Genomic DNA, 18443 nt, shown 5'->3' with positions numbered 1-18443 from the left:
ATGGGCGCCTATATCCTAAGACGACTGTTGCTGGTGATCCCGACGCTGTTCGGGATCATGCTGATCAACTTTGTCCTGGTGCAATTCGTGCCCGGCGGCCCGATCGAACAGATCATCAGCCAGCTGGAGGACGCGGGCGCCGCCACGGACCGCATTTCCGGCGGGGCATCCGAAGTCGGCGGCGGCGAGGACGGCGGCTACCAGGGAGCGCGCGGCCTGCCCGCGGACTTCATCGAGGATCTCGAACGCCAGTTCGGCTTCGACAAACCCGCCTGGCAGCGGTTCCTCGGCATGCTCTGGAACTACATCCAGTTCGACTTCGGCGAAAGCTACTTCCGCTCCATCTCGGTCATTGACCTGGTGCTGGAAAAGATGCCGGTGTCGATCACGCTGGGCTTGTGGTCCACGCTGATCGCCTACGTGATCTCCATCCCGCTGGGCATCCGCAAAGCGGTGCGCGACGGCTCGCGCTTTGACACCTGGACCAGCGCCATCATCATCGCCGCCTACGCGATACCGGGCTTTTTGTTCGCGATCATGCTGCTGGTGTTCTTTGCCGGGGGCTCCTACTTCCAGTGGTTCCCCTTGCGCGGCCTCACCTCCGACGGGTGGGAGGATTTCTCTACCTGGCACAAGATCACCGATTACCTCTGGCACATCGTGCTGCCCGTCACCGCCGCCACCATCGGCGCCTTCGCCACGCTGACCCTGCTGACGAAGAACTCCTTCCTCGATGAAATCCGCAAGCAATACGTGGTCACCGCCCGCGCCAAGGGCCTGAAGGAAACGCGGATCCTCTACGGCCACGTGTTCCGCAACGCCATGCTGATCATCATCGCCGGGTTTCCGGGCCTGTTCCTGGCCGTCCTCTTCGGCTCCTCCCTGATCATCGAGGTGATCTTCTCCCTCGACGGGCTGGGAAGGCTCGGGTTCGAGGCGGTGCTGAACCGCGACTACCCGGTGGTCTTCGGCACGCTCTATTTCTTCGGGCTGATCGGCCTGCTGATCGGCATCGTGTCCGACCTGATGTACGTCTGGGTGGACCCGCGTATCGACTTCGAGAGCCGCGAGACATGAAGCTTTCCCCGCTGAACCAACGCCGGTGGCGGAACTTCCGCAGCAACCGGCGCGCCTTCTGGTCGCTGATCGTCTTCAGCGTGCTGTTCTTCATCGCCCTCTTCGCGGAATTCGTCGCCAACGACAAACCGCTGCTGGTCAGCTACCGGGGCGAAATCTTCACCCCCGTGACCAGTTTCTACCCCGAAACCACCTTCGGCGGCGATTTCCAGACCGAACCCGACTACTGGGAACCCGAACTGATCTGCCTGGTCAAGACCGGCGGGCTGGAAGCCTGTTTCGACGACCCCGAGGGTGTGATCGCCGACGCCGCGGACGGCGAATTCGAAGGGGAACGGGTCGAAGCGGGCTGGATCCTGCGCCCGCCCGTGCCTTACGCCTTCAACACCATCAACTACGGTGTGGCCAACGCCCCTTCGGCCCCGGACGCGGACCACTGGCTCGGCACCGACGACCAGACCCGCGACGTGCTGGCGCGGGTGATCTACGGCTTTCGCATCTCGGTCCTCTTCGCGCTGATCGTGACCTTCTTCTCCTCGCTCGTGGGAATCGTCGCGGGGGCGGTGCAGGGCTTCTTCGGCGGCTGGTTGGACCTGATCTTCCAGCGCCTGATCGAGATCTGGGGCGCAACGCCCGCCCTTTACGTCATCATCATCATGGGCGCGATCTTCACCATGAATTTCACGCTGCTGACCTTCCTGATCGTGCTGTTTTCCTGGACCGCGCTGGTCGGCGTGGTGCGCGCGGAATTCCTGCGTGCGCGCAACTTCGAATACGTCCGCGCCGCCCGCGCCCTGGGCGTGTCGGACACCACGATCATGTTCCGCCACATGCTGCCCAACGCCATGGTCGCCACCGTCACGCTGCTGCCCTTCCTGATCACCGCCGCCGTGGGCACGCTGACCGGGCTGGACTTCCTCGGCTTCGGCCTGCCCCCCTCCTACCCCTCGCTGGGCGAGCTGGCCCTGCAGGCCAAGAACAACCTGCAAAGCCCGCACCTGGCCTGGGCGGCCTTCGTCTCGCTCACCGTGCTCCTGTCGCTGATGGTCTTCATTTTTGAGGGGGTCCGCGACGCCTTCGACCCACGAAAGACTTTCCAATGAATGCGCCCTTGTTGCAGGTGGACGGGCTGACCGTCGATTTCGTCCAGGATGGCGCGACGACAGCGGCCGTGCGCGGCGTCAGCTTTGCCGTGAACGCCGGGGAAACCGTGGCGCTGGTGGGCGAATCCGGCTCCGGCAAGTCCGTCACCGCGCTTTCCACCGTCAAGCTGCTGGCCGACAGCGCGCGCATCGCTGGCTCCGTCACCTATGACGGGCAACAGATGATCGGCGCCTCGGACACGCTACTGCGCCAGGTCCGGGGCAACGACATCAGCTTCATCTTCCAGGAGCCGATGACCTCGCTGAACCCGCTCCACACGCTGGAAAAGCAGTTGGGCGAGGCGCTGGCCCTGCACTCTGGGCTTGGCAAAGCGGCGGCGCGCAAACGCACGCTGGAACTGCTCGAACGCGTCGGCATCCGCGACGCCGAACGCCGCCTCTCTGCCTACCCGCACCAGCTGTCGGGCGGCCAGCGCCAGCGCGTGATGATCGCCATGGCGCTCGCCAACGGCCCGCGCCTGCTGGTGGCCGATGAGCCCACCACCGCGCTTGACGTCACGATCGAGGCGCAGATCCTCGACCTCCTCGCCGAAGTCCAGGCGGAGGAGAAGATGGGCATGCTCTTCATCACCCACGACCTGAACGTCGTGCGCCGCATCGCGGACCGGGTCTGCGTCATGCAAAACGGCGAGATCGTGGAACAGGGGCCCACCGAAACCATCTTCACCGCGCCCGAACACCCCTACACCCGCAAACTCCTCGCGGCCGAGCCGACAGGCCGCCCCGAACCAGTGGCGCAGGACGCTGCCGAGGTCGTCCAGACCGAGGACCTGCGCATCTGGTTCCCCATCAAGCGCGGCTTCCTGCGCAAGACCGTGGACCACGTGAAGGCGGTGAACGGCGCCACTCTCTCGGTCCGGCAGGGCGAAACCCTCGGCATCGTGGGCGAATCCGGCTCCGGCAAGACCACCCTCGCCCTCGCCGTGATGCGGTTGATCTCCTCGCAGGGACCGATAACCTTCGACGGGCAGCGCATCGACGGGCTGAAGAACCGCGAGTTGCGCCCCCTGCGCGGCGCCATCCAGATGGTCTTCCAGGACCCCTACGGATCGCTCAGCCCCCGCATGACCGTGCAACAGATCATCGCCGAGGGGCTGTCCGTGCACAAACGTCCCGGCACCCCGCGAGAGCTCGTCGCCGAAATCATGCACGAAGTCGGCCTCGACCCGGCCACGATGGATCGCTACCCACACGAATTCTCCGGCGGGCAGCGCCAGCGCATCGCGATCGCGCGCGCCATCATCCTGCAACCGAAACTCGTAGTGCTGGACGAGCCGACATCGGCCCTCGACATGACCGTGCAGGTGCAGATCGTCGAGCTTCTGCGCACCCTCCAGAAACGCCACCGCCTGGCCTATATCTTCATCAGCCACGACCTGCGCGTGGTCCGCGCGCTCAGCCACAAGGTGCTGGTCATGAAACAGGGCGACGTGGTCGAGGCGGGAACCGGATCGGCGATCTTCGACACCCCCGAAAATCCCTACACCCGCGAACTGCTCACCGCCGCCTTCGGAACCCCCGGCGGGGCGGCCAGCTAAGCGCCGCCCGCCCCCACTTTACTCAAGAAATACTCCCGCCGGAGGCCCCCGCCAACCAAGCGCACCGCACCCGGCAAGCACGCAAAACCAGCCCACCGCGGCGGGGCCCCGCATCCGCGCCAGCGGATACGGGGGGCAAACGTCTCAAGCCGCCAGGCTTTCCGCAGGATCACCGGGCGGCAGGACCGATCAGTCCTCCATCGCCTCCAGCTCGTCGATGAAGCCCTCGATCATCGACAGGCCCTTGTCCCAGAAGGTCGGGTCGCTTGCGTCTAGGCCGAAGGGGGCCAGCAACTCGCGGTGCCCTTTCGAGCCGCCCGCGCGCAGCATGTCGAAGTACTTGTCCTCGAAGCCCTCGCCCCCCTCGCGGTAGACCGCGTAAAGCGCGTTCACCAGCCCGTCGCCGAAAGCATAGGCATAGACGTAGAAGGGCGAGTGGATGAAGTGCGGGATGTAGGACCAGAAGCTTTCGTAGCCGTCCATGAAGTTGAACACGGGGCCAAGGGATTCGTGGCTGACCTCCATCCAGATCGCGTTGATCTGGTCGGGCGTCAGCTCCCCTTCACGGCGCGCCGTGTGCAGGCGGCACTCGAAGTCGTAGAAGGCGATCTGGCGCACGACCGTGTTGATCATGTCCTCGACCTTGCCCGCCAGCAGCGTCTTGCGCGCAGCTTTGTCCGGCGCGGCGGCCAGTAGTTTCTGGAAGGTCAGCATCTCGCCAAAGACGGAGGCCGTTTCCGCCAGCGTCAGCGGGGTGGAGGACAGCAGTTCCCCCTGCCCCGCCGCCAGCAGCTGGTGCACCCCGTGGCCCAGTTCATGGGCCAGGGTCATCACGTCACGCTGTTTGCCAAGGTAGTTCAGCAGCACGTAGGGGTGCACGTCCGTCACCGTGGGGTGCGCGAAGGCGCCGGGGGATTTGCCGGGCGTCGCGGGCGCGTCGATCCAGCCCTTTTCAAAGAACGGCTCGGCCAGCTCGGCCATGCGCGGATCGAACCCGGCATAGGCGTCCAGCACGGTCTTGCGCGCGTTCGGCCAGTCCACCAGCTTCGGGTCTTCCATGGGCAGGGGCGCGTTGCGGTCCCACACCTCCAGCTTGTCGAGGCCAAGCCACTTCGCCTTCAGCGCGTAGTAGCGATGGGACAGCCGGGGATAGGCCTTGACCACCGCGTCGCGCAGCGCCTCGACCACCTCCGGTTCCACGTCGTTGGCCAGGTGGCGCGACATCTGCGGCGTCGGCAGCTTGCGCCAGCGATCCTCGATCTCCTTCTCCTTGGCCAGGGTGTTGGTGATCCGCGAGAACAGCGGCAGGTTCTTCGTGAACACCTCCGCCAGGGCGCGGGCACCGGTTTCGCGCCGATCCCGGTCGTGGTCGGTCAGCAAGTCCAGCGTCGCTTCCAGCGGCATTTCCTCGCCGTCCACGTCAAAGCGCAGCCCGGCCATGGTTTCGTCGAACAGCCGGTTCCAGGCCGCCGCGCCGACAACGCCCTGGTCATGCAGGAACTTCTCCAGCTCGTCCGAAAGCTGGTAGGGCTTCATCTTGCGCACCCGGTCCAGCACCGGCTTGTAGCGCGCAAGGTCGGCACTCTCGGCCAGGTGCGCGTCCAGCGTCGCGTCGGGAATGCGGTTCAGCTCCAGCGTGAAGAAGACCAGCGCCGTGCTGGCGTCATTCACCTTGCCGTGCATGTCGGAATAGAATTTGCCCCGCTCGGGATCGGTGGTGTTTTGGGCGTGCAAGAGTCCGGCATAGGACATGATGCGCCCGATCAGCGTGCTGATGCCCTCGTAGCGCTGCACCGCGTCCAACAGGCCCGCGGCATCCAGATCGACAACCTTGCCTTCGAAATCGGCGGCGAAGGCGGCGCAGTCCTGCGCCATCCGCTCCAGGTCGGCTTTCAGCGCGTCGGACTCCATGCCCGGATACAGGTCGTCCAGGTTCCAAACGGGCAGGTCGCCCAGGGTCTTGCCGCCAGCGGCGTCGGCCCCGTCACGGGGAAGGATCTTGGGTATCATGGATAAAAAGGCTCCGGAATATGCGGGATCAAAGGTCGATCGAGGGGTTTTCGGTCTGGAAATCCTCGGGCAGTGGCGGGGCATCGGGCTTGCGCCGGATGATGATATCGCCGTTGGGCAGGATTTCGGGCATTTCGTAGTACACGAAGCCGCCGAGCATCTCGGACAGGCGCTGCAGTTCTGGCAGCAGCTCGTCCATTAGCTGTTCCATCTCGGGGCCGATATCGTTGAGGAACTCGCGCATCATCTGCTCGGTACGGTCCGCGAAGCGTTCCGAGAAGCGTTCCATGAACGGGATGATGGGCTCGCCCTCCGGGCTGATTTCAGGGCTTGTGTCGGGGCTGGGCGCGGGGCTGTCCGGCGCATCCTGCGCGGCGGCAGGTGCGGCTAGGGCAAGGGCGAGGGCGAGGATCAGGTGTCTCATCCCGCAGATATGGGGGCGGCGGGGCGATTTGTCATCCCAGATCGATACTGACCGGAAAGTGATCCGAGGCCGCCAGCAGCGCATCGCGCAGGGCTGCGTCCTTGTAGATGCGCGGGTCGTCGAACGGGTGCCAGATACGCCAGCGCGGGTGCAACGTCTCGCGGATGTCGGGGCTGACCATCACGTAGTCCAGGATGGCGTTCACGTAGCGGCGGAAATCGCGGTTGTAGAAGCGCGCCGTGCCCATGAAGAACCCCTGCCGCGGGTTGGCCCAGGCATCGGCGTTGGGGTCGTAGAGCCGGGTTTCGGGCTGCTCGTGGTAGCCCATCACCACCTCGACCGAGGAGCGCCCGAACAGCTTTTCGTAATGGTCCAACCCGGGGCCGTCGTTCAGGTCGCCCATGACGATCAGCGGCATCTGCTCGCGCAGCATGTCCTCGATCCGGCGGCGCAGCCAGACGCATTGGGCCAGCTGCTTGCGCCGGTTCGCGATGGAAATCGCCTGTTCCTCCGCCGCGTCGCTGGCCTTGTGGGGGGCCTTGGACTTGGCGTGCACGCCAATCAGGCGCAGCGTCGGGAAGCCCGGCGCGGTCATCGCCAGTTCCAGCGGCGGCTTGGAAAAGACGTGGATGTCGGGCTGGTCGTCCACGTCCACATCCATGCGGAACTCGGTATCGAATCGCGGGGCGCGCTCGGTTTCCATCGGATCGTGGGTCAGCTTGAGCACGTCGGGATCGTAGAGCGCGGCGATTTCCTGCATCGTGCCGTTCGCGTAACCGATGATCGCCTTGTTCTGGCGCAGGCCGTAGGTCTTTGCAAAGCCCTCCAGCGCGCGCACGGTGGACTGGGTCAGCCCGTGGTTCGGGGCCTCGATCACCATCAGCACATCGGCGTTCAGACGCTCGATCCCGTAGGCGATCCCGTCTGCCTGCGTGGCGCGGGTAACATCGTGGCGGCGCGACCAGTCCTCGTCCGCGATCAGCCTGTCGCGGGCGTCGAACAGCGCCGAGAACCATTCGATGTTCCAGGTGGCCAGGCGCATCATTCAGACCCGCTCTGCGGACTGGATCTGTTCCCAGGCGTGGTTGATCACCGCCAGACGGCGGTTGGCCAGCTTGATCGCCTCCTCCGGCAGGCCCTGCGCCAGCAGGTGATCTGGGTGGGTTTCGCGCACCAGCTTGCGCCAGGTGCGGCGCGCGTCCTCGTAACTGGCGTCGGGCGGCAGGCCCAGCACGGCGCGGGGGTCCTGCTCGGCGTCGGGGACGTAGCGCGCGCGGATCGTGCGAAAGCAGGACTCCGTCAGCCCGAATGCGCCGGAAACCTCGAAAAGGAAGCGATCCTCGGCGTCGTGGTAGTGGCCGTCCGCGGTGGCGACGTGGAACAGCCCCTCCAGCAGGTTTTCCAGCACCTCGCGGTTGCCCCGGAACATCTGCCCGATGCGCGCGGCATAGGTGTCGAACCCCGCCACATCCTGACGCGCCAGGTTGAAGACCCTGGCTGCCGCCGCCTCGTCCGCCTTGGGGATCGAGAAGACCTCGCGAAAGGCGCGCACCTCGTCACGGGTGACGCGCCCGTCGGCCTTGGCCATCTTCGCAGCGAGCGAGATCACGGCGATAGTGAACGCGACAGAGCGTTCGGGCGGCGTGCGCAACCGCTCGAATATATCCGACAGGCTATCCCCGGCGGCCAGCGCGCGCAGCGCCTCGGCTATACGTTCCCAGATCGACATGAGCGGAGCCTACCTTTGCGCGCGCGCGGGGGCCAGAGCGCTCACAGCGATTTCTGCGCCAGGATCAGGTCCAGGTCGCGGCCGAACTTGTGGCCCACGGCGGGAAGCTGCCCCGCCTTGACGTAGCCATGGGTCGCAAAGAAGCGCAGCGCGCGGGTATTCTCGCCCGAGATGCCCGCGACCAACGTCCTGATACCCGCCGATTTCGCCGCCGCCTCGATCGCGTCGAGCAGTTGCGCGGCCAGCCCCGCGCCGCGCGCCTGTGGCGCCAGCATCAGCGAGACTTCGGCGGTGTAGCGATAGCCGGGACCGGGGCGGAACTCGTGAAAATTCGCGAATCCCAGCACTGCGGGGCCATCCGCCATCACGCGCCAGGACTTGGCGTTGACCTCTTCCGCAAGGGTCTGGGCGGTCTTTTCGACGGTGGTGAAGGTGGCCGTCGTCTCGGCCACGAGGGGGGCGCGGATCGCCGCGATGCCGGGGGCGTCCTTTGGGGTCGCAGGGCGAATCTTGGGCATGGGGGGCTCCGTGATTGCTCTTGTCTTTCCAACGCAATATCCCTGTTCGGGTCAAGAGCAGTTAGAAGGGTTTAGGCATGAGCACCTGGGATTTCTGGATCGACCGCGGCGGCACCTTCACCGATATCGTCGCACGTGACCCCGAAGGCACCCTGCACAGCGCCAAGCACCTGTCCGAAAACCCCGAAGTCTACGCCGACGCCGCGCTGCATGGCATCCGCCGCTTCCTCGACCTCGGGGCCGGGGACAAGATCCCGCTCGCGCGCATCGGCGCGGTGAAGATGGGCACCACCGTGGCCACCAACGCCCTGCTGGAGCGCAAGGGAGAGCCCGTCGCCCTTGTCACCACCCGCGGCCTGGGCGAGCAGCTGCGCCTTGGCTACCAGCACCGTCCCAAGCTGTTCGAGCGGCACATCAAGCTGCCCGAAATGCTCTACCAGCGCATCATCGAGGCGGACGAGCGTGTCCGCGCCGACGGAACCGTTGAACAACCCCTGGACGAGGCGAAGCTGCGCCGGGAACTGGAGTCAGCGAAGGCGGCGGGCATCGACGCCGTGGCCATCGTCTTCGTGCACGGTTACCGCCACCGAGCGCATGAAGCCGCCGCCGCCGCCATGGCGCGCGACCTTGGCTTTGCGCAAGTCTCCGTCAGCCACGAAGTCAGCCCCCTGATGAAAATGGTCAGCCGGGGCGACACGACGGTGGTGGACGCCTACCTCAGCCCGATCCTGCGCCGCTACATCGACCGCGTCGCCAGCGCCTTCGACGGCGATCCGGCAGGCAAGCTGATGTTCATGCAATCCTCCGGCGGGCTGACGGACGCGCAGCTGTTCCAGGGCAAGGACGCGATCCTCTCCGGCCCCGCGGGGGGCGTCGTGGGGGCCGTGCGCACCTCGGCCATCGCGGGCGAGGAGCAGATCATCGGCTTTGACATGGGCGGCACCTCCACCGACGTGTGCCACTACGCGGGCGAGTTCGAGCGTGTGCTGAACACTGCCGTCGCCGGGGTGCGGATCACCGCGCCGATGATGCACATCCACACCGTGGCCGCCGGGGGCGGCTCGCTGCTGCAATACGACGGCATGCGCATGCGTGTCGGCCCCGAAAGCGCGGGCGCCAACCCCGGCCCCGCCGCCTACGGGCGCGGCGGGCCGCTGGCGGTGACCGACGCCAACGTGCTGACCGGCCGCCTGCGCCCGGAATTCTTCCCCGAGATCTTCGGCCCCGACGCGGACCGCCCGCTCAACGTCACCGCCACCCGCGCCGCCTTCGAGGAGCTGGCAGCCGACATCGGCCTGAGTGCCGAGGCAGCCGCAGAAGGCTTCCTGCGCATCGCCGTGGAAAACATGGCCAACGCGGTGAAGACCATCAGCGTCCAGCGCGGCTACGACGTGCAGGACTACTGCCTGACCGTCTTCGGCGGCGCGGGCGCGCAGCACGCCTGCGCCATCGCCGACACGCTGGGCATGTCGCGCTGCCTGATCCACCCCTACGCCTCGCTCCTGTCGGCCTACGGCATGGGGCTGGCGGATATCCGCGCCTCCCGCATCGAGGCGATGGAAGCCGAACTCAGCGACACCACCCGGCTGGAAGCCGCCGTCCAGCTGGAATCCCTCAGCGTCGACGCGTTGGGAGAGGTGGAGGCGCAGGGCATCCCCGAGCGCCAGATCGCCATGACCCAGACCCTGCACCTGAAGGTGAAGGGCACCGACACCGCGCTGCCCATCGCCTTTGACGACCTCGACGCGATGCGCGACGCCTTCGCCACCGCCCACCGGGCGCGCTTCGGCTTCGATCCCGGCGACGCGGGCCTCGTGATCGAGGCCGTCTCGGCCGAGGCGATCGGCGCCGCCGCCGACATGCAGGAAGCCGAGCAGCCCCTGCAAAGCCGCGACGAAACCGACTACCCCACCGCCATGACCGCCCCCGTCTTCATCGACGGCGACTGGGTGGACAGCCGCTTCGTGCGCCGCGCGGACCTGCGCCCCGGCGATACGCTCAGCGGCCCCGCCGTGCTGGTGGAGGATCACACCTCGATCCTGGTCGCGCCGGGCTGGCGCGCGCGGATCACCGCCCATGATCACGTGGCGCTGGAACGCGCCGTCGCCCGTCCGAAAACCGCCGCCATCGGGACCGAGGCAGATCCGATCATGCTGGAGGTGTTCAACAACCTCTACATGTCCATCGCCGAGCAGATGGGCGCGGTGCTGGAAAACACCGCCGCCTCCGTCACCATCAAGGAACGGCTCGACTTTTCCTGCGCGGTCTTCGACGCCGCCGGGGACCTGATCGCCAACGCGCCGCACATGCCCGTGCACCTCGGCTCCATGGGGGCCAGCGTGAAGACGGTGATCGCCCAGAACCCCGACATGGCGCCCGGCGACGTCTACGTGCTGAACGCGCCCTACAACGGGGGCACCCACCTGCCCGACATCACCGTGGTCACCCCGGTCTGGGACGACGCGGGGGAACGGGTGCTGTTCTACACCTCGGCGCGCGGCCACCACACGGACGTGGGCGGGCTGACGCCGGGCTCCATGCCCCCCGACAGCCGCTCGATCCACGACGAAGGGGCCTATATCGATAACTGGAAACTGGTCGACCGGGGCCACTTCCGCGAGGCGGAGACGCGCGACCTGCTACTTAGCGCCAAACACCCGGTGCGCGCTGTGGACATCAACATCGCGGACCTCAAGGCGCAGGTCGCATCCTGCGAAAAGGGCGCGCAGGAACTGCGCAGGATGGTCGCCCACTTCGGGCTGGACGTGGTCGAAGCCTACATGGGCCACGTCCAGGACAACGCCGAGGAATGCGTGCGCCGCGCCATCACCACCCTGTCGAACGCGACCTACACCTACCACATGGATCCCGACTTCGACGGAATGGACCGCAAGATCGAGGTGAAGATCACCGTCGACCACGCGGCGCGCTCCGCCACGGTGGACTTCACTGGCACCACCGGGCAACTGGCCACCAACTACAACGCGCCAGAGCCGGTGACGATGGCCGCCGTGCTCTACGTCTTCCGCCTGCTGGTGGACGACAACATCCCGATGAACGAAGGGGTGATGAAACCGCTGAAGGTGATCCTGCCCCGCGGCACCATGCTCAGCCCCGAATACCCCGCCGCCATCATCGCCGGTAACGTGGAAACCAGCCAGGCCGTCACCTCGGCCCTGCTGCTGGCGCTCGGCGTGCAGGCGGCGGCGCAATCGACGATGAACAACACCACCTGGGGCAACGACAACTACCAGTACTACGAAACCATCTGCGGCGGCTCCGGCGCAGGCGTGCTGCCCGACGGCAGCGGCCACCCCGGCACCTCGGGCGTGCACACCCATATGACCAACTCGCGCCTGACCGACCCGGAGGTGCTTGAATGGCGCTTCCCCGTCCTGCTTGAGGAATTCTCGATCCGCCACGGCTCCGGCGGCGACGGGGCCTTCCGCGGCGGCGACGGAACCCGGCGCAAGACCCGCTTCCTGGAACTGATGACCCTCGCCCTGCTCGGCGGCCACCGCGTGGTGCCGCCCCCGGGCCTCGGCGCGGGCGGGCCCGGCGCGCTCGGCATCAGCCGGGTGATCCGCGCGGACGGACGCATCGAAACCCTGCGCTCGGCCGATAAGACGGACGTGGGCCCGGGCGATGTCTACTGGCTCGACACACCCTCGGGGGGCGGCTACACGCCGGGCTGATCGCCCCCCACTTTACTCCCGAAATACTCCGGGGAGCGCGAGGGGCTGGCCCCTCGCTCCCCCCGCCGCCACCGGGGGCCTACGCCGCTACGTGATCTCCCCGTCATAGATCATGTCGATCCCGACCTGGTTCGCGCGGCTGAACTCCAGCGGACAGGCAAAGGGCGTACCGTGACGCACGCTGTCGTTGAAGGCGTCGATCTGAAGGGTGTAATGCTCCACCCCGCCGAACCGTACCCGCGTCTCCACCCCGTCGCGCATCATCCGCACCATCGGATCGCCATAGGCAAACGGGTTGAACGGCGCTTCCACCGTGATCCAGCCCCGTGTGCCGTGAAAGGTCATCTTCTGGCGCAGCGCCATGCGCATGGAGACATAGAAATCCAGCCCGAAGCTGGGAAACTCCATCTCCACCCGCGCGGAGGCGTCCACGCCGCTTTCCCAGGTGATCCGGGATTGCGCCGCCAGCGGCTCGGCCCCGGTGACAAGCCGGGTGCTGACCAGCGGGTATACCCCGATGTCGCGCAGCGCGCCGCCGCCCAGTTCCGGCTGGTTACGGATGTTGGCGGGGTCGGGGTTGTGATAGGTGAACACCCCCTGCACCTGCGACAGGGTTCCGATCTCGCCATTTGCGACCAGGTCGCGCACGTGGTCCCACTGGGGGTGGTGACAGACCATGAACGCCTCTGCCGCCAGCTTGCCGGTGGCGTCGCGCGCGGCGATCAGTTCGTCGATCTCCTCCGCGCGCAGGGCGATCGGCTTTTCGCACAGCACATGCTTGCCCGCCTGCAGCGCGGCACGGGTCCAGGGCACGTGATCGGCGTTGTGCAGCGGGATATAGACCGCGTCGATATCCGGGTCCGCCAGAAGCGCGTCGTAATCGCCAAGCACCCGCGCGCCGTAGGGGGCGGCCAGCGCCTCGGCCTTGCCGGGCGTGCGGCTGGCGATCGCGGCCAGCCGTCCCCGCTTGCTTTGATGGATCGCCGGGGCCACCCAGTCCTTCGCGATCTTGGCCGCGCTCAGAATGCCCCAGTTCACGTGGTCCGCCATGCGCCCGCTCCTTCCCTGATGTTTGTTACCTCAGGGGTAGGCACATCGCGCAGGTCCCGCAAGGGCCGGCTCAGGGCTCGTCGCGGTCCAGCAGCATCATGAAAACGCCGAATTGGACGCCGGAAAACACGATCCCGTTGAGGAAGAAGAACACGAACAGCGCCCGCGGCCCGCCCTGCACCGCCGTGACCAGGTGGCCGATCCCCGCGATGTTGTAGAGCACGACCAGCCCCGTGAAGATGGCCGAGATGCCAAAGCCGATCAAGCAATGCAGGATATAGACCCGCACCAGCCGGGGCAGCCCGGCCAGGGTGCGGGGGTGCCGCGTGAAAGGATCGTCCAGCCGCATAGCAATCACCCCCGCGCGTTAATTGAACAAGCGTTCACCTTGTTCGTCGATCACCTGCCGCGCCTTGGCGCTGGCCGCCTTGACCGCATCCTCGGCACTGGTGAACGTGTCGGCGCGGATCATCTTGTGGCTGCGCGTCTCGCCGCCCACCTCCTTCTCGATCCGCGCGGCAAGGCGGAACTGCCCGCCCTCGGGGATCGGCTCGGGGATGATGCGGAACCCGTTGTGGGTTTCCGGCTCGACCTCCGGGGTGGAGGCGCCGCCACCGAAGAGTTTGGAAAATAGGGACATCGGGGTGCTCCTGTTAATCTGGTTTCAGGATAGCCCGATGCGATACGGGGCGAAAGACCGGACGGGTCATATCGCGCGACAGAAGGGCAGCGCCCGTCCGCGGGTGGGCGTGTGCGCCGCTGGTTTTCCGTGATTTATCCTCGCCAGCCCGAGCGCGGCAGGGTCAAGGCGCACCGCTCCCAAAGCGCCCGCCCGGGGGGCCGACGGGCGCTGCCCGGCGGCGCTGGCGCGCCTTGTTCCGGGCTTTAGCTGTGGTCTGCGGAGCTTTCGCCCGCGCTTACTGATCCAGGAAAGACCGCAGCTTGCGGCTGCGGCTCGGGTGCTTCAGCTTCCTGAGCGCCTTCGCCTCGATCTGGCGGATGCGCTCGCGGGTCACGCTGAACTGCTGGCCGACCTCCTCAAGCGTGTGGTCGGTGTTCATGCCGATGCCGAAACGCATCCGCAGAACCCGCTCCTCGCGCGGGGTCAGGCTGGCCAGAACCCGGGTCGTGGTTTCCTTCAGGTTGCCCTGAATGGCGGACTCCAGCGGCAGGACGGCGTTCTTGTCCTCGATGAAATCGCCGAGCTGGCTGTCTTCCTCGTCGCCGATGGGCGTTTCGAGGGAGATCGGCTCCTTGGCGATCTTCATCACCTTGCGGACCTTTTCCAGCGGCATCTGCAGCTTTTCGGCCAGTTCCTCGGGCGTCGGTTCGCGGCCGATCTCGTGCAGCATCTGGCGGCCTGTGCGGACCAGCTTGTTGATCGTCTCGATCATGTGGACCGGGATGCGGATCGTGCGCGCCTGGTCCGCGATGGAGCGGGTGATCGCCTGGCGGATCCACCACGTCGCATAGGTCGAGAACTTGTAGCCGCGGCGATACTCGAACTTGTCCACGGCCTTCATCAGGCCGATGTTGCCTTCCTGGATCAGGTCCAGGAACTGCAGGCCGCGGTTGGTGTATTTCTTCGCGATGGAGATCACGAGGCGCAGGTTCGCCTCGACCATTTCCTTCTTGGCGAGGCGGGCTTCCTTTTCGCCCTTCTGGACCTGGCTGACGATTCGGCGGAATTCGCTGATGTCGACGCCGACATACTGGCCCACCTCGGCCATTTCGGCGCGCACCTCTTCCACCGCGCCGCGGTGCTTTTCGGTCAGCACGTCCCAGCCGCGGCTTGGCAGGGCGGAGACACGCTCAAGCCAACCGGGCTCAAGCTCGTTACCACGGTATTCGTCGATGAACTCGCGGCGGTTGATGCGCGCGCTGTCGGACAGCTTCACCATCGCGCCGTCAAGGCTCATGATCTTGCGGTTGATGCCGTAGAGCTGGTCGACCAGCGCCTCGATCCGGTTGTTGTGCAGGTGCAGCCCGTTGACCAGTTCGACGATTTCCGAGCGCAGGCGCTGGTAGTCCCGCTCCTGGTTGGCGGAGAAGCTTTCGTCGTGGCTCATCGCGGCGGACATGCGATTGTCCTGCATCTGCGACAGCTTCACGTAGTCGTCGGCGATGCGGTCCAGCGTTTCGAGGACCTGGGGCTTCAGCTGCGCTTCCATCGCGGCCAGCGACAGATTGGCCTGCTCTTCCTCCTCGTCCACGTCGTCGTCGGAGGTGTCGCCGCCCTCAGCCTCATCGTCTCCGTCGGACTTCGCCTCGGCAGTCTGATCGGACTTGCCGCCCGCCTTCGCCTCGGAACCGGAGGTGTCGCCGCCTTCGGCGGTTTCAGTGACGGCCTCTTCCTCGTCCTCCTCGTCCATGGCGGCGCCGAAGGTGGTTTCAAGGTCGATCACGTCGCGCAGCATGATCTCTTCTTCGAGAAGCTCGTTGCGCCAGATGGTGATGGCCTGGAAGGTCAGCGGGCTTTCGCACAGGCCCAGGATCATCGTGTTGCGGCCAGCTTCGATCCGCTTGGCGATGGCGATCTCGCCCTCGCGGCTGAGCAGTTCGACCGAGCCCATCTCGCGCAGGTACATGCGCACCGGATCGTCGGTACGATCCAGGTTTTCCGTGCTGGTGGTGGTGGTCGCCAGTTCGCGGGAGCTTGAGGTGCCGTCCACGACGGCGGGGGTGGCGTTGCCGCCCTCTTCCTCGGCTTCCTCGGCCTCGATCACGTTGATGCCCATTTCCGAGAGCATCGCCATCACGTCCTCGATCTGCTCGGAGCTGACCTGGTCGGAAGGCATCACCTCGTTCAGTTCGTCATAGGTGATGAAGCCCCGCGCCTTGGCGTTGGCGATCATCTTCTTGACGGCGCCCTGGCTCATGTCGAGCAGGTTGCCCGCCATGTCCTGTACGTCTTCGCCCTTGGGCTGATCAGCGTCTTTCGCTGCCATCTGGCTCTCCTTCCTGCCGACATTCTTGCCGGTTGGCCTGTCGCGTTTCACCCCACGAAGGGCCCTGGATTGATCTGCTAACGCAGGGCCGGGGCCGAATCACGGGCCGGGCCAGGTGTTAGCGAGACTCTGGTCTGCGAATCACTGATTCGCAATGTGATTCTACCTGCTGCGCCTTAACCAGATTTGCTGGTCGATCAGTTTTTGCAGTTGTCGGGACAAATCGCTTTCATCCTTCAGTTCGTTCTCGCCCCCCGGCGTCGCCTTGCGGCTTGCGTCGCGCGCGGCGCTGGCCTGGGTCAGGCGCCATGTCAGCCCTTCGTCGGCAACGCCGGTGATCTCTTCCTCGGCGTCGCGCAGCTCGGCGGCCATTCCGGTTTCCGCCATCTGGCGCGCCAGTTCCAGCTTCACCGCCGCCGCCGCGTCGTTCTCGGACGCGTCTTCGGACAGGTAGGGGTTGTCGCGTAGCTGTCCAATTTTCAGCAGCCCGATCGCCGGATCCTCCCCCGTCTGGGCCTTTGCCGCGGCGCGTAACGGCGCCCGTGGACCTTGCGCCCCGGACTCGTTCTGCCCTGCTTCCCCATGTGCCGGATTCCCAGCTTCAGATAGGGGCTCATCGAGCAGGCGCAAGAGCAGCCGGCGCAGCCCGTCGAGGTCTGCGCATAGGAAATGCGCCCGCTCCAGGTCCGGTTCGGCCGCCCGCGCCACGGACAGGTGGTTGAAGCATCCGAGCAGGATCGCGCTTTCCCGCACCCGTGCCTCGCTGACCTCGTCCGAGGTGGTCGCGGCCCGCGCCAGCAGCGACGAGCGCGTGGCGGGCAGCGGCCCGGCGGGTGCGCCGCGCGCGCCGAATCCCTTGCCGCCCTTCCCGCCCTTGCCACCGGGCGTGAAACGAGGCTGGCCGTAGGAGCGCTGCGCAGGCCGGAAGAGGTTGTAGCGCAGCTCGCGGATCGCTTCCTTGTAGTGGCCCTGCAGTCCGGGGTCGCGGATTTGCGCGATGGCGGTGTGCAGGCGCTTGTCCAGCGCCGCGCGCCGCTCGGGGCTGTCGAAAACCTGCCCCTCGGTCTCGCGCCGCCAGAGCAGGTCGACCATCGGCACCGCGCCTTCCAGCATCTCGCGCATCGCGCCCGCGCCCTGGGCGCGGATCAGGTCGTCCGGGTCCAGCCCCTCGGGCATCAGGCAGAAGCGCAGCGCCTTGCCCGGCTCCAGCAGCGGCAGCGCGGTGTCGATGGTACGCTGCGCTGCGCGCAGGCCCGCGGTGTCGCCATCGAGCGCGATCACCGGCTCATCGGAGATGCGCCACATCATCTGGATCTGGTCGGGCGTGATCGCGGTGCCCAATGGGGCGACCGCATGGCCGATCCCGGCCTGGGACAGGGCGATCACGTCCATGTACCCCTCGGCCACGACCAGGGCCTGCGCCTTGCCCGCCGCCTCGCGCGCGAGGGCGATGTTGTAGAGCGCGCGGCCCTTGTCGAACAACGGCGTTTCGGGGGAGTTCAGGTATTTCGCCCGCGCGTTCGGGTCCATCGCGCGGCCCCCGAAGGCGATCGCGCGGCCCCGCGCATCGCGGATCGGGAACATGATGCGGCCGCGGAACCGGTCATAGGGCGCACCGCCGTCATCGGGCTTGATGGCCAGTCCGGCGGCGACGATATCGCCGAGCGGCACGCCCTTGCCGGCAAGATGCTCGGTCATCGCGGTGCGGCTGTTGGGGGCGAAGCCGATCTCGAAGCGGGCCAGGGTTTCGGCGGTCAGCCCGCGCCGTTCAAGATAGCTGCGCGCATCGGCTGCGGCGGCGGTGGACAGTTGCAGCCGCGTCCATTGTACGGCCAGTTCCATCACCTCGGCCAGGCCCTTGCGGGTATCGGCGCGTTTCTGTGCCGCGGGATCGGCTGCGGGCATGGTCATCCCCGCCTCGCGCGCGAGGATTTCGACCGCTTCCATGAAGCTGACGTTTTCCGTCTCACGCACGAAGCTCAGCGCGTCGCCTTTCGCGTGGCAGCCGAAGCAGTAGTAGAAGCCCTTGCGGTCATCGACATGGAAGCTGGCGGATTTTTCCTGGTGGAAAGGGCAGGACGCCCAGAAGTCGCCCTTGCCCTGGTTCGACTTGCGCGCATCCCACGACACCTTGCGCCCTGCGACCTGTGCGATCGAGGTGCGGGTTCTGAGCTCGTCAAGGAATCCATCGGGCAGGGCCATGGGTCCAATATCGGTTTGCTGGCGCGTTCCGCAAGGGAGTCGTCGCACCCGAAGAGTCTATTGCCTCCGGCGGGGATATTTCGGGACTT

Annotated in this window: 14 protein-coding genes; 4 read left to right on the top strand and 10 right to left on the bottom strand. The window is 66.4% G+C overall.

What is annotated here, in order from left to right; genetic code table 11:
• From DJ029_RS10960 to DJ029_RS10950, 3 genes are read left to right on the top strand one after another with little or no spacing between them, the layout of a single operon-like run.
• Positions 1-1077 (top strand): microcin C ABC transporter permease YejB, encoded by a 1077-nt coding sequence (locus DJ029_RS10960; RefSeq protein ID WP_112322475.1) that lies wholly within the window; start codon positions 1-3, stop codon positions 1075-1077.
• Positions 1074-2180 carry an ABC transporter permease gene (locus DJ029_RS10955; RefSeq protein ID WP_112322473.1) on the top strand — a complete coding sequence of 369 codons (1107 nt, stop codon included), beginning with the start codon at positions 1074-1076 and terminating at the stop codon, positions 2178-2180. Before DJ029_RS10960 ends, DJ029_RS10955 begins: the two co-directional genes overlap by 4 nt.
• The gene (locus DJ029_RS10950) at positions 2177-3778 is read left to right on the top strand and encodes an ABC transporter ATP-binding protein (protein ID WP_112322471.1); all 1602 of its coding nucleotides are present in this window, start codon (positions 2177-2179) and stop codon (positions 3776-3778) included. Before DJ029_RS10955 ends, DJ029_RS10950 begins: the two co-directional genes overlap by 4 nt.
• 189 nt (positions 3779-3967) lie before the next feature.
• Here the strand turns inward: DJ029_RS10950 and DJ029_RS10945 are convergent, their stop codons facing one another.
• From DJ029_RS10945 to DJ029_RS10925, 5 genes are read right to left on the bottom strand one after another with little or no spacing between them, the layout of a single operon-like run.
• Entirely contained in the window at positions 3968-5788 is a 1821-nt protein-coding gene (locus DJ029_RS10945) for a M3 family oligoendopeptidase (protein WP_112322469.1), read from the bottom strand.
• 28 nt (positions 5789-5816) lie between these two features.
• Positions 5817-6212: an AAA+ family ATPase gene (locus DJ029_RS10940; protein WP_112322467.1), complete on the bottom strand. Its 396-nt coding sequence runs from the start codon at positions 6210-6212 to the stop codon at positions 5817-5819.
• 31 nt (positions 6213-6243) lie between these two features.
• Positions 6244-7254, bottom strand: a complete 1011-nt coding sequence (locus tag DJ029_RS10935; RefSeq protein WP_112322558.1) for an endonuclease/exonuclease/phosphatase family protein — start codon at positions 7252-7254, stop codon at positions 6244-6246.
• Positions 7255-7257: 3 nt separating this feature from the next.
• The gene (locus DJ029_RS10930; RefSeq protein ID WP_112322466.1) at positions 7258-7941 is read right to left on the bottom strand and encodes a molecular chaperone DjiA; all 684 of its coding nucleotides are present in this window, start codon (positions 7939-7941) and stop codon (positions 7258-7260) included.
• 41 nt (positions 7942-7982) lie between these two features.
• Positions 7983-8459: a GNAT family N-acetyltransferase gene (locus DJ029_RS10925; RefSeq protein WP_112322465.1), complete on the bottom strand. Its 477-nt coding sequence runs from the start codon at positions 8457-8459 to the stop codon at positions 7983-7985.
• Positions 8460-8536: 77 nt separating this feature from the next.
• Here DJ029_RS10925 and DJ029_RS10920 point away from each other — a divergent pair, with 77 nt between their 5' ends.
• The gene (locus DJ029_RS10920) at positions 8537-12154 is read left to right on the top strand and encodes a hydantoinase B/oxoprolinase family protein (RefSeq protein ID WP_112322463.1); all 3618 of its coding nucleotides are present in this window, start codon (positions 8537-8539) and stop codon (positions 12152-12154) included.
• Between the two features lie 87 nt (positions 12155-12241).
• On the opposite strand, the gene DJ029_RS10915 is transcribed toward DJ029_RS10920, so the two are convergent.
• The 5 genes from DJ029_RS10915 to dnaG all read right to left on the bottom strand — a co-directional run bounded on the left by DJ029_RS10915 (position 12242) and on the right by dnaG (position 18354).
• The gene (locus DJ029_RS10915) at positions 12242-13204 is read right to left on the bottom strand and encodes a Gfo/Idh/MocA family protein (RefSeq protein ID WP_112322462.1); all 963 of its coding nucleotides are present in this window, start codon (positions 13202-13204) and stop codon (positions 12242-12244) included.
• Between the two features lie 70 nt (positions 13205-13274).
• On the bottom strand, positions 13275-13553 hold the full coding sequence (locus DJ029_RS10910) for a hypothetical protein (protein ID WP_112322460.1): 279 nt from the start codon (positions 13551-13553) through the stop codon (positions 13275-13277).
• An 18-nt stretch (positions 13554-13571) separates the two neighbouring features.
• Positions 13572-13844 (bottom strand): HlyU family transcriptional regulator, encoded by a 273-nt coding sequence (locus DJ029_RS10905; protein WP_112322459.1) that lies wholly within the window; start codon positions 13842-13844, stop codon positions 13572-13574.
• Positions 13845-14121: 277 nt separating this feature from the next.
• The gene (gene rpoD, locus DJ029_RS10900; RefSeq protein ID WP_112322457.1) at positions 14122-16152 is read right to left on the bottom strand and encodes an RNA polymerase sigma factor RpoD; all 2031 of its coding nucleotides are present in this window, start codon (positions 16150-16152) and stop codon (positions 14122-14124) included.
• 162 nt (positions 16153-16314) lie between these two features.
• The gene (gene dnaG, locus DJ029_RS10895) at positions 16315-18354 is read right to left on the bottom strand and encodes a DNA primase (protein ID WP_112322455.1); all 2040 of its coding nucleotides are present in this window, start codon (positions 18352-18354) and stop codon (positions 16315-16317) included.
• Between the last annotated feature and the right edge of the window lie 89 nt (positions 18355-18443).

Origin of the sequence: Oceanibium sediminis (assembly GCF_003265325.1) — a bacterium.
Taxonomy (GTDB): domain Bacteria; phylum Pseudomonadota; class Alphaproteobacteria; order Rhodobacterales; family Rhodobacteraceae; genus Halovulum; species Halovulum sediminis.
This window is presented reverse-complemented; position numbering and strand designations above follow the sequence as displayed.

Excerpts from the sequence above, each read along its gene's own strand:
- DJ029_RS10905 (WP_112322459.1), bottom strand. The coding sequence starts at position 13,844 with ATGTCCCTATTTTCCAAACTCTTCGGTGGCGGCGCCTCCACCCCGGAG.
- DJ029_RS10960 (WP_112322475.1), top strand. The coding sequence starts at position 1 with ATGGGCGCCTATATCCTAAGACGACTGTTGCTGGTGATCCCGACGCTG.
- DJ029_RS10940 (WP_112322467.1), bottom strand. The coding sequence starts at position 6,212 with ATGAGACACCTGATCCTCGCCCTCGCCCTTGCCCTAGCCGCACCTGCC.
- DJ029_RS10930 (WP_112322466.1), bottom strand. The coding sequence starts at position 7,941 with ATGTCGATCTGGGAACGTATAGCCGAGGCGCTGCGCGCGCTGGCCGCC.
- DJ029_RS10935 (WP_112322558.1), bottom strand. The coding sequence starts at position 7,254 with ATGCGCCTGGCCACCTGGAACATCGAATGGTTCTCGGCGCTGTTCGAC.
- DJ029_RS10955 (WP_112322473.1), top strand. The coding sequence starts at position 1,074 with ATGAAGCTTTCCCCGCTGAACCAACGCCGGTGGCGGAACTTCCGCAGC.
- DJ029_RS10920 (WP_112322463.1), top strand. The coding sequence starts at position 8,537 with ATGAGCACCTGGGATTTCTGGATCGACCGCGGCGGCACCTTCACCGAT.
- DJ029_RS10945 (WP_112322469.1), bottom strand. The coding sequence starts at position 5,788 with ATGATACCCAAGATCCTTCCCCGTGACGGGGCCGACGCCGCTGGCGGC.
- rpoD (WP_112322457.1), bottom strand. The coding sequence starts at position 16,152 with ATGGCAGCGAAAGACGCTGATCAGCCCAAGGGCGAAGACGTACAGGAC.
- DJ029_RS10950 (WP_112322471.1), top strand. The coding sequence starts at position 2,177 with ATGAATGCGCCCTTGTTGCAGGTGGACGGGCTGACCGTCGATTTCGTC.
- DJ029_RS10925 (WP_112322465.1), bottom strand. The coding sequence starts at position 8,459 with ATGCCCAAGATTCGCCCTGCGACCCCAAAGGACGCCCCCGGCATCGCG.
- DJ029_RS10915 (WP_112322462.1), bottom strand. The coding sequence starts at position 13,204 with ATGGCGGACCACGTGAACTGGGGCATTCTGAGCGCGGCCAAGATCGCG.
- dnaG (WP_112322455.1), bottom strand. The coding sequence starts at position 18,354 with ATGGCCCTGCCCGATGGATTCCTTGACGAGCTCAGAACCCGCACCTCG.
- DJ029_RS10910 (WP_112322460.1), bottom strand. The coding sequence starts at position 13,553 with ATGCGGCTGGACGATCCTTTCACGCGGCACCCCCGCACCCTGGCCGGG.